13 protein-coding genes are annotated in these 13,858 nt (G+C 64.4%); 3 read left to right on the top strand and 10 right to left on the bottom strand.

The genetic code is table 11. The features are described 5' to 3' along the window. Positions 1 to 42: 42 nt before the first annotated feature. Positions 43 to 348, bottom strand: a complete 306-nt coding sequence (locus P9273_RS28615; protein ID WP_278051802.1) for a DUF2849 domain-containing protein — start codon at positions 346 to 348, stop codon at positions 43 to 45. After that, a complete protein-coding gene (gene cysG, locus P9273_RS28610; RefSeq protein WP_278051801.1) occupies positions 345 to 1,793 on the bottom strand; it encodes a siroheme synthase CysG in 1,449 nt (482 codons plus the stop codon). Before cysG ends, P9273_RS28615 begins: the two co-directional genes overlap by 4 nt. Before the next feature lie 418 nt (positions 1,794 to 2,211). Here cysG and P9273_RS28605 point away from each other — a divergent pair, with 418 nt between their 5' ends. Then, complete coding sequence (locus tag P9273_RS28605; protein WP_040997525.1) at positions 2,212 to 2,652, top strand: host attachment family protein; 441 nt, start codon at positions 2,212 to 2,214, stop codon at positions 2,650 to 2,652. A 224-nt stretch (positions 2,653 to 2,876) separates the two neighbouring features. Continuing rightward, complete coding sequence (gene ybaL / locus P9273_RS28600; RefSeq protein ID WP_040997527.1) at positions 2,877 to 4,676, top strand: YbaL family putative K(+) efflux transporter; 1,800 nt, start codon at positions 2,877 to 2,879, stop codon at positions 4,674 to 4,676. 6 nt (positions 4,677 to 4,682) lie between these two features. On the opposite strand, the gene P9273_RS28595 is transcribed toward ybaL, so the two are convergent. Continuing rightward, on the bottom strand, positions 4,683 to 5,489 hold the full coding sequence (locus tag P9273_RS28595; protein ID WP_040997529.1) for an AraC family transcriptional regulator: 807 nt from the start codon (positions 5,487 to 5,489) through the stop codon (positions 4,683 to 4,685). A gap of 125 nt (positions 5,490 to 5,614) precedes the next feature. On the opposite strand from P9273_RS28595, the gene P9273_RS28590 reads away from it, so the two are divergent. Then, positions 5,615 to 6,532 (top strand): zinc-binding dehydrogenase, encoded by a 918-nt coding sequence (locus tag P9273_RS28590; RefSeq protein WP_278051800.1) that lies wholly within the window; start codon positions 5,615 to 5,617, stop codon positions 6,530 to 6,532. A 10-nt stretch (positions 6,533 to 6,542) separates the two neighbouring features. On the opposite strand, the gene P9273_RS28585 is transcribed toward P9273_RS28590, so the two are convergent. The 7 genes from P9273_RS28585 to P9273_RS28555 all read right to left on the bottom strand — a co-directional run bounded on the left by P9273_RS28585 (position 6,543) and on the right by P9273_RS28555 (position 13,814). After that, complete coding sequence (locus P9273_RS28585) at positions 6,543 to 7,292, bottom strand: SDR family NAD(P)-dependent oxidoreductase (RefSeq protein WP_040997533.1); 750 nt, start codon at positions 7,290 to 7,292, stop codon at positions 6,543 to 6,545. Between the two features lie 148 nt (positions 7,293 to 7,440). Next, positions 7,441 to 9,708: a transglycosylase domain-containing protein gene (locus tag P9273_RS28580; protein WP_278051799.1), complete on the bottom strand. Its 2,268-nt coding sequence runs from the start codon at positions 9,706 to 9,708 to the stop codon at positions 7,441 to 7,443. A 575-nt stretch (positions 9,709 to 10,283) separates the two neighbouring features. Continuing rightward, on the bottom strand, positions 10,284 to 10,433 hold the full coding sequence (locus P9273_RS32310; RefSeq protein ID WP_336619408.1) for a hypothetical protein: 150 nt from the start codon (positions 10,431 to 10,433) through the stop codon (positions 10,284 to 10,286). A gap of 290 nt (positions 10,434 to 10,723) precedes the next feature. After that, positions 10,724 to 12,691 carry an acyltransferase family protein gene (locus P9273_RS28570; RefSeq protein ID WP_278051798.1) on the bottom strand — a complete coding sequence of 656 codons (1,968 nt, stop codon included), beginning with the start codon at positions 12,689 to 12,691 and terminating at the stop codon, positions 10,724 to 10,726. A 50-nt stretch (positions 12,692 to 12,741) separates the two neighbouring features. Next, a complete protein-coding gene (locus P9273_RS28565; RefSeq protein WP_278051797.1) occupies positions 12,742 to 12,888 on the bottom strand; it encodes a hypothetical protein in 147 nt (48 codons plus the stop codon). Positions 12,889 to 12,942: 54 nt separating this feature from the next. Continuing rightward, positions 12,943 to 13,143, bottom strand: coding sequence for a hypothetical protein (locus P9273_RS28560; RefSeq protein ID WP_041003606.1), 201 nt, complete (start codon positions 13,141 to 13,143; stop codon positions 12,943 to 12,945). A 50-nt stretch (positions 13,144 to 13,193) separates the two neighbouring features. Continuing rightward, positions 13,194 to 13,814: a ribonuclease D gene (locus P9273_RS28555; RefSeq protein ID WP_041003608.1), complete on the bottom strand. Its 621-nt coding sequence runs from the start codon at positions 13,812 to 13,814 to the stop codon at positions 13,194 to 13,196. Positions 13,815 to 13,858: the final 44 nt, after the last annotated feature.

Below are 13,858 nucleotides of genomic sequence, written 5' to 3'. Positions count from 1 at the left end.
CTTCGTCTTTCAGGGCGCGTCCGCCCGTTGCCTTCCTGGGATTTAAGCCGCCCGTGCCGCTTGCGGGCTCGCTTGCTTGCCGAGATCGGGGTGGATGGTCGGGCCCGCGGCGCGGATCTTCTCGCGCAGCCGCACCGGCTGGACCAACCCATCGACAATGGTGACGTCGATCACGTTGACATCCAGGACTTCATTGTTGGCGGCGGCCGCGGCGCCGATCGCTTCCAGCCGGTCCTCCGCAGCCTTGTCATACGCGATATCGGCATGGCCGACGGTTTCCGCCCAGCCGCCAGCGGCGTACCAGACGGCGATGCCGTCGGAGAGCCTGTTCGCGGTCAGTACCTTCATTGCTCAACTCCTTCGGCGACGGCTGAAGCCGCACCCTCATGCCTATGTGCCGCGAGCGGCTCGGATTGGTCGAAATTGGCGCCGGCGACGGCGTCGCCGATGATCGTCATCACTGGACCGGTGAGGTCGGCGCGCTCCTCCAGCGAGGGCAGGTCGGCCAGGGTGCCGTGGAAACGGCGGCGAGCGCCGAGGCTGGCGTTCTCGACGACGGCGACGGCGGTGTCCGGCGACAGCCCGGCTTCGATCAGCCGGCCGGCGACCTCGGCGGCGACCGAACGGCCCATATAGACGGCGACGGTAGCGCCGGAGATGGCAAGCTTTGCCCAGTCGGGCAGCGAGTTGCCCTTGAGGTCGTGGCCTGTGGTGAACACCATCGAGGACGAAACACCGCGCAGCGTCAGCGGCAGTTCGAAATCGGCGGCAGCGGCAAAGGCGGCCGTGACGCCCGGAACCACCTCATAGCCGATGCCGGCCTCCCGAAGCGCCGCCATTTCCTCGCCGGCGCGTCCGAACACCAATGGGTCGCCGGACTTCAGCCGCACCACACGCTTACCGGCGCGGCCAAGCTCGATGAGCAGCGCGTTGATCTCCTCCTGGCTCTTGGAATGGCAGCCCTTGCGCTTGCCGACCGGCAGGCGCTCGGCATCGCGGCGACCCATGGCGACGATCGCCTCGGGTACCAGCGCGTCGTAGACGATGGCGTCCGCCTCCATGAGCAGGCGGTGCGCGCGCAAGGTCAAAAGATCCTCCGCGCCCGGGCCGGCGCCGACCAGCGCGATATGTCCCTCGACGGGAGTATCCTGGGCCAGGAGCTCGAGCGCCGCGCCATGCGCCTCGGCGAGTTCGCCTGCTTCGATGGCCTTGGCCGGCGCGCCGGCGAAGAAATCGCTCCAGAAGCGGCGGCGGCGATTGCCCTTAGGCAGCTTCTCGGCGGCGGCGCGGAACGAAGCGGCAAGTGCCGCCAGCCGGCCGAGCGACGGCGACAGCATGCGATCGATGCGCCCTCGCAGCATCTGCGCCAGAACCGGCCCGGCGCCTTCGGTGCCGATGGCAATCGCCACCGGCGCGCGGTTGACCAGGGCCGGGGTGAAGAAATCGCAGAGCTCAGGCCGATCCACGGCGTTGACCGGGATGCCTAGCCGGCGGGCGTCGTCGACGACGCGACGATCGAGCGCCTCGTCGCCGCTCGCGGCGAAGACCAGTGCTGCGCCCTGGAGATGCGCGGCTTCATATGCCGCCTCGATGTGAACGGCCCCGGTCGATGCGATGAACTCCAACAGACCGCCGCTCGCATCGTCGGCAACGATGCGCAGCACCGCGCTCGACTGCGAAAGCAGCCTGGCCTTGACAAGCGCTTCCTCGCCATTGCCGACGATGGTCACGGCTTCGCCCTCGACCCGCATGAAGACGGGAAAGGCATTGAGCTTGGCATTGGCTGGCGACATGGCGACGAGCAATATTAGAACAGCTTGGCAGTTTTACGCGGGCTGGCCAAAAACCAGAAGGCAAGCACTCGCGCGCCGCCGAACAGCAGGCAATCGCTTTTTCGCAGCCGCGAAGAGCGAGAGAAAAAAATTCTACTTTAGAATGAGACGGCCGGGGCGGCGTGGGAAACCACCCTCGATCCGGCGCAATTTTTAGCACCGGGTCCGGAAAGCGGCAAAATAGTTTTTTCTAAATTCTACTAACTTAGTAGATTAAAGCCGATCTTGCCGCTCGGCGCCCAGCCTCGCCTGGCGGGAGCAGTCGAGGGCGCCCGCCGCCAGATCGGAACCATCATGCTCCGCGGCTCGTTTGCCTAGCGATCATCCTGTCGATCCCTGGCTCCATCGATCGACAACAATGCAAGCAAGGAGGAACGCCATGAGCGTCAAACTGAAGCGCGGATTGTGGGTCGTCGTGGCCGATGGCGAAAAGGCGCTCTTCCTGCGCAACCAGGGCGACAGCAAGTTCCCGAATCTGGAAGTGGTGCACGAGATGGAGCAGGAGAACCCCGCGACGCGCGAGCAAGGCAGCGACAAGCCGGGCCGCCAGAGCAACGAGGGTCCCCGCAGCGCCGTCGAAGAAACGGATTGGCACCGTCTTGGCAAGGAGCGCTTTGCCGTCGAGATCGCCGACCGGCTCTACAAGCTTGCGCATCGCGGTGCGTTCGACGCGATCGTGCTGATCGCGCCGCCGCAAGTGCTTGGCGAGATGCGCCAGAAACTGCACAAGGAAGTCAGCGACAAAGTGCAAGCCGAAATCCCGAAGACGCTCACCAACCACACCGTTTCCGACATCGAGAACCTGCTGCAGGCGGCATAGAGCGGCGGAAGGAAGCAGCGTCAGGCCCAGACAGGGGTCCAGGGGTCCGAAGCCGGCTCTTTGGCGGCGCGGTGCTGATTTTGCGTTACGCGCCTTCCTTCAGCATCGATTTCTGCCCGGTGGGTGGTTGCATCATCGCCGCTCCCTCCATCATATTGCCGAAGGCGACAGCCTCGGCGAGCGCCCATCCGACATTGTGAATTTCGAAAGGCGCTCCATAGACAATGCCGCATGACACGCCCCTTATCGCCACCATCGTCGCCGGTTTGGGGCTTGCATTCGTCTTCGGTGCGCTAGCCAACCGTTTCCGCATCCCGCCGCTTGTCGGCTATCTTGTCGCCGGCGTCCTGGTCGGTCCGAACACGCCGGGCTTCGTCGCCGACGCCAGCCTCGCCAACGAGCTCGCGGAAATCGGCGTCATCCTTTTGATGTTCGGCGTCGGCCTGCATTTTTCGCTGAAGGACCTTCTGTCCGTCCGCGCCATCGCCGTGCCGGGCGCCGTCGTGCAGATCGGCTTCGCGACGCTGCTTGGCGTTGGCCTTGCCTGGCTGCTCGGCTGGTCGCTGGGCGCCGGCCTGGTCTTCGGCCTGGCGCTTTCGGTCGCCTCGACCGTGGTGCTTTTACGCGCCATGCAGGAGCGGCGGCTAATCGAGACCGAGCGTGGCCGCATCGCCGTCGGCTGGCTGATCGTAGAGGATCTGGCCATGGTGCTGGCGCTGGTGCTGTTGCCCGCGCTCGCCGGCGTGCTTGGCGGCCAGCCGCTCGTCGATGACCATGCGAGCCTGCTTTCGCTACCCGCCAGCTACGGCGTGTGGGGCGTCGTCGGCGCGACATTCGCCAAGGTCGCCGCCTTCGTCGTCGTGATGCTGGTGGTCGGCCGCAGGGTCATTCCGTGGATCCTGCATTACGTCGCCCATACCGGCTCCCGGGAATTGTTCCGGCTCTCGGTGCTCGCGATCGCGCTTGGCGTCGCCTTCGGCGCGGCGAAACTGTTCGGCGTCTCCCTGGCGCTCGGCGCCTTCTTCGCTGGCATGATCATGAGCGAATCCGAGCTCAGCCACCGCGCGGCGGAAGAATCGCTGCCGCTGCGCGACGCCTTCTCGGTGCTGTTCTTCGTCTCGGTCGGCATGCTGTTCGACCCGCTCAGCCTGATCAGCAACGGCCTGCCGATCCTCGCCACCTTGGCCATCATCGTCATCGGCAAGTCGATCGCGGCTTTCCTCATCGTGATCGCCTTCCGTTATCCGATCGCGACCGCGCTGATGATTTCGGCGAGCCTTGCCCAGATCGGCGAATTCTCCTTCATCCTGGCCGAGCTCGGCGTCGGCCTGAAACTGCTGCCCGAACAGGGCCGGGACCTGATCCTCGCCGGCGCGATCCTCTCGATCCTGCTCAATCCGCTGATGTTCGTCGTTGTCGACCGGATGAAGCCATGGCTGGAAAAGCGCGCCGGCAAGGCTGCGCCGGCCGAAGAGCAAAGGCCGATCGGCCCGGCGACCGAGCCCGGCCATGTCGCTTCGGTTCAGGCAGCTCCAGGAAAGGAAGACGGTCCGCCGGCTAAAACGGCGCTTGCCGGCCATTCCATCCTGATCGGTTACGGCCGCGTCGGCAGCCTAGTGGGCGCCGCGCTGAAGGAAGCCGCCCTGCCCTTCCTGGTGATCGAGGATGCCGACAAGACACTGGCGAAGCTGCGCGATGACGGCGTCGAGACGGTCGCCGGCAATGCCGCCAACGCGGATGTCTTCGCGGCAGCCAATCCGGAGGGCGCGAAGCGGCTGATCCTTGCCGTCCCCAATGCCTTCGAGGCCGGTCAGATCGTGCTTCGGGCCCGCGCGGCCAATCCGGCGATCAACATCATTGCCCGGGCTCACTCCGACGCCGAGGTCGAGCATCTGAAAGGGTTGGGCGCCGACACCGTGATCATGGGCGAGCGCGAGATCGCGCGAGGGATCGTCGAGGTGGTGACTCGTACGGCCACCGAGCCGCCCGGGCCCGCGGCGGAGATCGATCCGCAGCCCGCATGACGCGTGTCAGGCGACGAAGGCGGAACCGCCATTCTGCGCGATATCGCTGAGATATTTCGCCGGCGGCTTGCCCAGCGCCTTCTTGAACATGGTGATGAAGGCGGTGACGGATTCGTAGCCGAGATCGCCCGACACCTGTTGCACACTGGCGCCGGAAGACAGTTCCCGGAGCGCGACGATCAGATGCAGTTGCTGGCGCCAGCGGCCGAAGCTCAAGCCCGTCTCCCTGACGATAAGACGCGCCAGGCTGCTTTCGCTGAGCGCCACGCGATCCGCCCACTCCGCCAGCGTGCTGCGATCGGCGGGATCATCCGCCAGCGCCTCGGCGATCCGTCGCAGCCGCGGCTCGGCCGAGATCGGCAGGTGCAATTGCTGCACAGGCATAAGCGGCAGTTCGGCGAGCAGGATGCTTCCCAGAAAACCGCAACGCGCATCGTCCGGCGCGCATTCCGACAGTTCGATGATCACCTCGCGCAGCAGCGGCGAGATCGAAAGCGTGCAGCACCGATCCGGCAGATCGGCGGCGCCCGGCTCGATATAGACGAAGAAAATTCGCGCGTTCGCCGTCGCGATGTTGCTGTGGGACATGCCGCCGGGGATCCACACGCCGCAATGCGGCGGCACCATCCAAAGCCCGCTCGGAACGCGGCAGGTGACGCCGCCGCCAAGCGCGAAGACGAGCTGTCCCTTGCGATGCCAGTGCTCCCGCACCTCGGCCCTGGCCTCGGTGACATCGACGCCCACGGCGATCGCCGGCGCAGCCACGTCATCGACGTCGAAATCCAGCCAGGGCCAGTGGAGCGGCTGCCTCATGCTTGACGTCTTTTAGCGATCATTTGGCTTTATAGCTAAATTCTTCAAGCGTGAAAGTCGATAGGCTCAAGCCGTTATCGTCGCAATCGATCGCGCCTTCGGGCGTCAATTTCAAAGGTGGGCCTATGCTCGCTCTCGCTATCTCTTCCACCAGCCCCAACCGGCTGAAGCTCATCGAGGCGGACAAGCCAAACTGTAGCGTGAATGAAGCATTGGTGGCCGTTCATGCAACATCGTTGAATCGTGGCGAGCTGCGCCTGCTCGGCATACGTCCCGACGGCTGGATACCCGGCCAGGACGTCGTCGGCATTGTCGAACGCGCGGCGGCCAATGGCTCCGGGCCGGTCGTGGGCACGCGCGTTGCGGCATTGGTCGATCAGGCCGGCTGGGCCGAATATGTCGCCGTCCCAACAGATCGCCTCGCCGTCATACCCGACGGCGTAAGCTTCGCCTCCGCCGCCACGCTTCCGGTGGCGGGCACGACGGCGCTGAGAACTTTGCGCCACGGCGGAGACCTGGCTGGCCAGCCGGTCCTGATCACCGGCGCGAGCGGCGCGGTCGGCCGCTTCCAGATCCAGATCGCTCGCGAGCAAGGCGCTTCCGTGACGGCGATCGCCTCGGCCCGCCATCACGATGATCTTCGCGATCTGGGCGCCGAGCAAGTCGTCCAGTCGATCGAACTGGCCGGGGGATCCTTTTCGCTGATCACCGAGTCGGTCGGCGGCAAAAGCCTTGCCGACGCGATCGAACGCGTCGCGCCGGGCGGAACCATCGTCATGTTCGGCTCGAGCAGCGGCGAGCTCACGCGGGTTGGCTTTCGCCAGTTCGTTCCAGGCCACGAAGGCGCCAGGCTTCAGACCTTCGCTTATTATACGTCCGGTCCAGCCATCGGCGCCGACATCGCCGTGCTGCTCGATCTTGTCGCGGCCGGCAGGCTGGAAACCCGCGTGGTTATGACGGTACCATGGACGGACATCGGCCAGGCCGTGGATGCGCTGCGGCAGCGCGGCTTCAGCGGCAAGGCTGTCCTCACCGTGGTTTGACGTCAGCCGCTCACACGTGCTGGCCGCCATTGATGTGGATTTCCGAGCCGGTCACGTAGGACGCCTGGCCCGAGCACAGGAAGAAGATGATGTCGGCCACTTCCGAGGTGGCACCCAGCCTTCTCAGCGGGATCGTCTCGACGATCTTGTCGGTGCCGGGCGAAAGAATCGCCGTGTCGATCTCGCCCGGCGCGATCGCATTGACGCGGATGCCGTGCGGGCCGAAGTCATGCGCCATCTCGCGCGTCAGCGAGCCGAGCGCGGCCTTGGATGTCGCATAAGCCGTGCCGGCGAACGGATGCACCCTTGTGCCGGCGATCGAGGTGACATTGACGATCGAGCCCTTGGCGGCGGCGAGCTCTTTGAACAGGCCGCGCGCCAGCATGATCGGCGCGAAGAAATTGACCTGGAACACGTCGCGCCAGACATGCATCGGCGTGTCGATCGAGTTCATCCGGCTGCCATCCTTCAGCTTCGGCGAGATGCCGGCATTGTTGACCAGTGCGTGCAGCTGCCCGCCATGCGCCTCCAGCCGGTGTCGGATTTCGGAAACGGCGATGCCGACATCCTCCTGGTCGGCGAGATCGACCTTGATGTGATCCTCGGGGCCGGCCGGCCAAGGACAGTCCTCGGCAAAAGCCTGGCGCGAGCAGGTGATGACCCGCCAGCCCTCGCGCGAAAAGCGCTTCACCGTCGCATGGCCGATGCCCCGGCTGGCGCCGGTGAGCACGATGGTGTTTCTGCTGTCGGTCTCGGCCATGGTTTTGTCTCCGGCCGGACATGTAGCCGAAGGGAGCACTCATGGCGAGAGGGCGAGTTGCCGCCGTAGCCATGATCCCGAAAAGTGGGTTCCGGTTTTCGGGATCGCCATGGAATAAGAAGCCGGTGCCATTCCGATCCCGGCGGCTTCAGCCCCCGCTCAATATGTCGAGGATCGAGGTCTGGCGCTTCTTGGTCGGACCGCCGACATCGCCGGGCGGCACCGGATGCTTGATCGAGGCGGTCGACCCGCTGTCGCTCGGCATGTCGAAGCCGCCGGCATCGACGGTCTCAGCCGCTCGTGTGGTCCGCGCCTGGCGCGCTGGTGCCGGCGCCTGGGCCACGGGCGCCGGCTGGCCGACGGCCGCGGGCGGCGCTGGCGGCGCCTGCGAGGCGTCCGCCGAAGGGATCTCGTCGGGCACGATCGCATCGGACGGCGTCGACTTCCAGGTGCCGGGCAGCGGCCGCACAGGCACGCCCTCATGCGCGGCCACCATGAATTCGTGCCAGGCCTGCGCCGGCAAGGCGCCGCCGGTGACCTTCTTCATCGGGCTGCCGTCGTCATTGCCAAACCACACGCCGGTGGTGAGATTGGCCGTGTAGCCGACGAACCAGGCGTCGCGCGAATTCTGGCTGGTGCCGGTCTTGCCCGCCGAAGGCCAGTTGAACGCCGCCTTCTTGGCGGTGCCGACCTCGACGGTCCCGGTCATCATCGAGTTCATCATGCCGACGATATCGGCCTTGATGACGCGCGGCGCGCTGCCGCCGCTGTTCTCGTAGAGCACCTTGCCGTTGGCGGTGGTGATGCGCTGGATGAAGTGAATGTCCGGCTTGTAGCCGCCATTGGCGAAGGGCACATAGGCCGCGGTCAGCTCCAGCGGCGTGACTTCCGATGTGCCGAGCGCGATAGACGTGTTGGCCTGCAGGTCGGACTGGATGCCCATGCGATGCGCGGCTTCCACCACGGCGTCAGGTCCCACTTCCATAGTGAGCTGTGCGGCCACTGAGTTGAGCGACTTGGCAAGAGCCGTGGCCAAAGTCACCTTGCCGTAATATTTGCCGCCGTAATTGTCGGGCGTCCATTTGCCGATTTTGATCGGCGCGTCGTTGCGGATGCTGTCCGGCGTGCGGCCGGCCTCCAGCGCCGCCATGTAGACGAAAGGCTTGAAGGCGGAACCGGGCTGGCGACGCGCTTCCGAGGCGCGGTCGAACTGGCTGGTCGAATAATCATAACCGCCGACCATGGCGCGCACCGCGCCGGAATCGTCGATCGACACCAGCGCCCCTTGGCTAACGTTGAGCTTCTTGCCACTCTCGTCGATCAGCCGGCGGATCGACTGTTCCGCAAGCTTCTGCAGGTTGAGGTCGACGGTGGTGTTGATGACGATGTCGCCGCGCACATCGCCGATCAGGTCCGGAAGCTCGTCCATCACCGTGTCGGCGACGTAATTTTCCGAGCCGGTCCAGTAAGACGGCGCGCGCGTTGCCGGCGCGCTCAGCGCGGTCTTGTATTCCTTGTCGCTGATCTTGCCTTCCTCGCGCATGGCCGCGAGCACGAGCTGCGCGCGCTCTTCGGCCGCTTTGGGATCGCGCGCCGGCGACAGCTTGGACGGCGCCTTGAGCAGGCCCGCCAGCAACGCCGCTTCCGAAAGCGTCACGTCGCGCGCGCTCTTGCCGAAATAGCGTCGTGAGGCCGCCTCGACGCCATAGGCGCCCGAGCCGAAATAGACCCGGTTGAGGTACATTTCGAGGATCTGGTCCTTGCTGTGCTTGTGCTCGAGCCAGAGCGCGAGCAGCACTTCCTGGACCTTGCGTTCCAGCGTGCGGTCCGGCGTCAGGAACAGGTTCTTCGCCAGCTGTTGCGTCAGCGTCGAGCCGCCCTGCGAGAAGTGCCCGCCGATGAGATTGGTGGCCATGGCGCGCGCCAGGCCGATCGGGTCGACACCGAAATGCGAATAGAAGCGACGGTCCTCGATGGCGACGACGGCCTCCGGGATATAGGGCGACATTTCATGCAGGCTGACGGCCTCGCCGCCCGACGCGCCGCGATTGGCGATCAGCCCGCCATCGACCGAGACGATCTTGATGTTGGGCGCGCGGTCCGGGATCGACCATGTCGTCGCCGCCGGCATCTTGGCGCCGTAATAGACCACGATGCCTGCCGCCGCGATGCCGCCCCAGATACAGAACACGAAGCACCAGTAGACCAGGCGGGTGGCGATGCCGAACAGTCCGCGCCGGTTGCGATCGCGGCCGCGGCCGCGTGATTTCGCTTTTGCGGATCTGCCCTTTGCAGCAGACTTGCGGGTGCGCGGCACGACGCGATCCTCCTCGCTCACCGAAAAGCCATCGAAGGATTTCGCGCGCTGCGACCCCTCGAAGCTCGGTTCGATGCGACTGTCTCTGCGGTTCGCCATGCGCCCTTGCTTGTCTGTCCCCAATCCCGATGGCGTTCGGATTGAAGACTAGATGCGGCGGTTTAAAGGCGGGTTAAAGCAGGGTTATGCACGCTTTAGAGGGACCACTGGTGAAGGGCTCGCACCCGCGCCGGCGAAGTGAAAGGAACTTCCTCGCCTCCAGCGCATTGGCTAGGTACCTACTCCAACCCTGAATTAGGCCCGCTGGCTTCGGCCGGCGGGCTTCTTTACTCGTTGGGAGCCTGACCGCGGGATATAAAGTGCATCACCTGAGGGGACTTTCGTTACAAAAGAAGCGTGAACAGGAAACGATTTTCCCCATCCGCCACGTTCATGAACCATGGCGTTGTACGGGCCTGGAAGTCGTTGATCATCTCGCCTGCAGCGCACGACTTCTCGCCGGGTCGCAGCCAAGTCCGGCAGATCGAAAGGAACTGAGGCGGAGAGAGTCCCAGTGGCTCAAGTCCGGCGTGGTCTGCGGGTCGAGACACCTGAAAAGCGCGGAGAAATCGCGTCAGGCATCGCTGAGATGCCCCGGTCGGGTCGAGCCGCCGGGGCATTCAGGAGCGAACGCTTTAGTTGGCGCCGCCAAGTTCCTTGGTCATCTTGCAGAAATTGTCGTGTTGCTTGGCAATGGTATCGTCGCCGCAGTCCTTCTTGATCGAAGTCCGATCCTCTTCGCTCAGAGCCAGCCATGCTTTCTTGAACTCATCGCCAGACCTCATGGTTTTCATGCCGGCGTCTGTGAAGACGGCGACATCTTAGCGGGATCGTCGAGGGCCGAGGTTCCAGTGTTGGCGCCCGCGAAGGCAGAGGCGGCCGGGAAGGAAAGCGACAACGCGGTCATGCAAATGATATGAATTTTCATGAAAAGTTCCTCCTTTGGCCGATCACGTTCGCTTGATGGCCATTCCTAAGAACGAACAAGCGAATTTTGGGTTTCCTGAGCAAAGCGATTTTGTCGGAGCTGCGGAATGGCGGTAACGAAGAAAGACCAAGAATAGGTCTGACTTGCTCAAAGTCCCGCTGCCTTGGCCAGATAGGGAGCGAGCGCCAGCGCATAGGTTGCCGTAAGGTGATGGTTATCGCGCAGCACGACGATGTTGCCGGCCACCGCCGGGCAGCTGTCCTTGCCGCAGAGCGCATCGTTCATATCGACCACGGTGACCCCCGCCACTGGCTGGGCGGCGAGCGCGTAGATGTTTTCCCGTTCGACCTCGCCGCGCGGATTGACGCATCTGCCGGGATCGGTTCCCAGGCAACTGCGTGGATCGAACAGGCTGAAAGGTGTGTTGCGGATGGCGACGACGCGCACGCCCTGGCTTGTGATCTCGCCCCAGACGCTGCGCAATCCCTCGACCATCGCGTCCCGCGCAACGCCGGTGTAGTTGCTCTGGCTGGTGATCACGAGATCGGGCTTCAGTTTCGCAATTTCGGCGAGAACTTTCTCGCGCCAGAGCGCGCATTGCTCATACGGCTTGCCGTTGTCAAGGATCGTGGCCCGGGTCACCGGGCATGCCGCCTTGGTGAAGGTGACGAGCTTCCACTTTCTGTCTTTGGCGATTTTGTCGATTGCCGGCACCCATTGCGCCCCGTGGGAATCGCCCATCACGACGATGGTTCTCGTCCCCGTCGGGTCGCCAAGCTGGCAACCGGTCGCGTTGACGCTCTTCTGCTCCTGATGACATTTCATTTTGTAGATGATCGGCACGTCGCTGCCGATCTTGCTCAAGGGGGGCAACAGCTTGACGCCCTCAGGGACAACAGCGTTCGCCAGCAAGGCCGCAGGCCCGGGATAATTTGGCGTTCCGATCAGGCTGGTATCGATGGGCTGCCGGTCGACCGCATAGACGAGCCCGCCGGCCCCCGCCACGCACAACCCGATCGCGGCCGTGCCGTCGATCAGCGGCCGCCATGCCAGCGACGAGCGCGAATGGCGATAGGGCTGTTCGACGAAACGGTAGGAGAGATGGGAAACGGCCAGAGTGGCGATGATGAGCAGAATGCCATCGACCGCGCCAACCGTGCCGCGCTGCGCCACATAGAATATGATCAGCGGCCAATGCCACAGATAGATCGAATAGGAGCGGTCGCCGATATAGCGCAGCGCGGCGACATCCAGGCCGCGGAAGCGGCCGATGCGTATGCTGCCGGCCGCAATAACCAGAGCCGCGCCGAGCGTCGGCAACAGCGCCTTGAAGCCTGGAAAATCGGTCGACCTTGAAAACAGCACCGCCGATGCAAGCGCCGCCAGCATGCCAGCGACGGCCATCGCACTTCTCATATGCGCGCTCGGGCGGAACCGATCGAGCATCAGCGCCAGCAATCCCCCAAGAGCCAGCTCCCAGACCCGGGTATGGGTCACGAAATAGGCCCATGCCGGATCGGATCGGGTAAGGGCGACGGAAACCGCGAGCGAGCCGGCCATGACCACGCCGAGCACGAAGGTGAGCATTTGCACGGGTGAATAGCCGCGACGCCTTGCCCACCACAGCGCCGCGATCATCAGCACCGGCCAGACGATGTAGAACTGCTCCTCGATCGACAGCGACCAGAAATGCTGCACCGGGCTGGGCGCATCCTCGGCGCCGAGATAATCCACGGCCTGCTCGGCAAGCCGCCAGTTCTGCACGTAGAGCGCGCTTGCGATCACCTGCTTGGCGGTTTCTTCCCACCACGCGTCCGACACGAACAGCAGTGTTCCCGCGAGCGTAACCAAAAGCGCGACGATCGCCGCCGGCAGCAGCCGCCTGACCCGGCGCGTGTAAAAGCCGACTAGCGAGATGCCGTCTTCGCTGAGCGCCATGCGCACGAGCAGGCCGGTGATGAGAAAGCCGGAGATGACGAAGAAGATATCGACGCCGACATAGCCGCCCGGAAGCGCTGCCGGCCAGATGTGGAAAATCACCACAAAGGCTACGGCAATCCCGCGCAGTCCCTGTATCTCCGGCCGAAATCCCCCCGGCGCAATGTCGTCTCGCAAAGCCAGTCTGGTCCCTCACGGCGCCGGCCTGTCCCGGCTGGCCACCATGGTCAATTCTGCTGGATCGAAATGCCCTTGTCGTCGATCTTGAGCTCGACGCCTTTCGGCCTGGTGTGCTCGCGATAGGCATAGATGCCGAGCGCGATGATCACCGCGATCAGCACCCCGATGATGAGATAGAGCGTGTTCTGCCTCATTGCGCCCCCTCGTTTCGCTTGAGACCCGCTTTGAAGCTTGCAGGCAGCGGTCGCCTACTGGTCGTCGTCATCGGATGCCGGGCGCCAGCTCGTCGGATCGACCTTCTTTTGCGTGTCGCTGTCGGTGTAGACCCACCAGCCGCCGTCGCGATACTGACCGATGGATTCGTTGACGACGCCGTCGCCGTCCTTCCACAGGATGGTGACCTTCGAGCCGTCCTTCGGCGCGCTTTCTATCGGTTTGCGCTCTGCCATTTCACTCCCTCCACGAACCGGCCCAACGTCCTTCCGACGCGCGGGTTCCGTCAGCTATGCGCGAAGATGTCCTCTTCCGCCCAACCCATAAGATCGAGCTTGGCTCGCGTCGGCAGGAAACGGAAGCAGGCGTCCGCCTCCTTGGTGCGGTTTTCGCGCGCCAGACGCGCCGCAAGCACCTCGCGCAGGCGGTGCAGGTAAAGCACGTCGGAGGCGGCATAGTCGAGCTGCTCGGGCGAGAGCGTTTCCGCCGCCCAGTCGGAGGATTGCTGCGCCTTGGACAGGCCGATGCCGAGCAATTCGCTGCAGAGATCCTTCAGCCCGTGGCGATCGGTGTAGGTGCGGACGAGCCGCGAGGCGATCTTGGTGCAGAACACCGGCTCCGCCATCACGCCGAAGGTATGATAGAGCACGGCGATGTCGAAGCGGCCGTAATGGAACAGCTTGGTGATCGCGCGGTTCCTGAGCAGGCTGACGAGGTTCGGCGCCTTCTTCTGGCCGGGCGCGATCTGGATGACATCGGCGCTGCCGTCGCCGGGCGAGATCTGCACCACGCAGAGCCGGTCGCGATGCGGGTTGAGCCCCAGCGTTTCCGTGTCGATGGCCACCGCGCCCACATTATAACGGGTGAGGTCCGGCAGATCGTTCTTGTGGAAACGGATATCGGTCATTCTCTTCTCCGGATCGCGGCCGCAATGCCGCGCATCGCCTGGGA

This window comes from Mesorhizobium sp. WSM4935 (assembly GCF_029625735.1).
Classification (GTDB): Bacteria; Pseudomonadota; Alphaproteobacteria; order Rhizobiales; family Rhizobiaceae; genus Mesorhizobium.
The sequence above is the reverse complement of the archived record's forward strand: the minus strand, read 5'-3'. Positions and strand labels throughout refer to the sequence as shown.

What these genes read in the sequence shown, in the direction of transcription:
- P9273_RS28615 (WP_278051802.1), bottom strand. Translation starts at nt 348, where the DNA reads ATGAAGGTACTGACCGCGAACAGGCTCTCCGACGGCATCGCCGTCTGG.
- cysG (WP_278051801.1), bottom strand. Translation starts at nt 1,793, where the DNA reads ATGTCGCCAGCCAATGCCAAGCTCAATGCCTTTCCCGTCTTCATGCGG.
- P9273_RS28605 (WP_040997525.1), top strand. Translation starts at nt 2,212, where the DNA reads ATGAGCGTCAAACTGAAGCGCGGATTGTGGGTCGTCGTGGCCGATGGC.
- ybaL (WP_040997527.1), top strand. Translation starts at nt 2,877, where the DNA reads ATGCCGCATGACACGCCCCTTATCGCCACCATCGTCGCCGGTTTGGGG.
- P9273_RS28595 (WP_040997529.1), bottom strand. Translation starts at nt 5,489, where the DNA reads ATGAGGCAGCCGCTCCACTGGCCCTGGCTGGATTTCGACGTCGATGAC.
- P9273_RS28590 (WP_278051800.1), top strand. Translation starts at nt 5,615, where the DNA reads ATGCTCGCTCTCGCTATCTCTTCCACCAGCCCCAACCGGCTGAAGCTC.
- P9273_RS28585 (WP_040997533.1), bottom strand. Translation starts at nt 7,292, where the DNA reads ATGGCCGAGACCGACAGCAGAAACACCATCGTGCTCACCGGCGCCAGC.
- P9273_RS28580 (WP_278051799.1), bottom strand. Translation starts at nt 9,708, where the DNA reads ATGGCGAACCGCAGAGACAGTCGCATCGAACCGAGCTTCGAGGGGTCG.
- P9273_RS32310 (WP_336619408.1), bottom strand. Translation starts at nt 10,433, where the DNA reads ATGAGGTCTGGCGATGAGTTCAAGAAAGCATGGCTGGCTCTGAGCGAA.
- P9273_RS28565 (WP_278051797.1), bottom strand. Translation starts at nt 12,888, where the DNA reads ATGAGGCAGAACACGCTCTATCTCATCATCGGGGTGCTGATCGCGGTG.
- P9273_RS28560 (WP_041003606.1), bottom strand. Translation starts at nt 13,143, where the DNA reads ATGGCAGAGCGCAAACCGATAGAAAGCGCGCCGAAGGACGGCTCGAAG.
- P9273_RS28555 (WP_041003608.1), bottom strand. Translation starts at nt 13,814, where the DNA reads ATGACCGATATCCGTTTCCACAAGAACGATCTGCCGGACCTCACCCGT.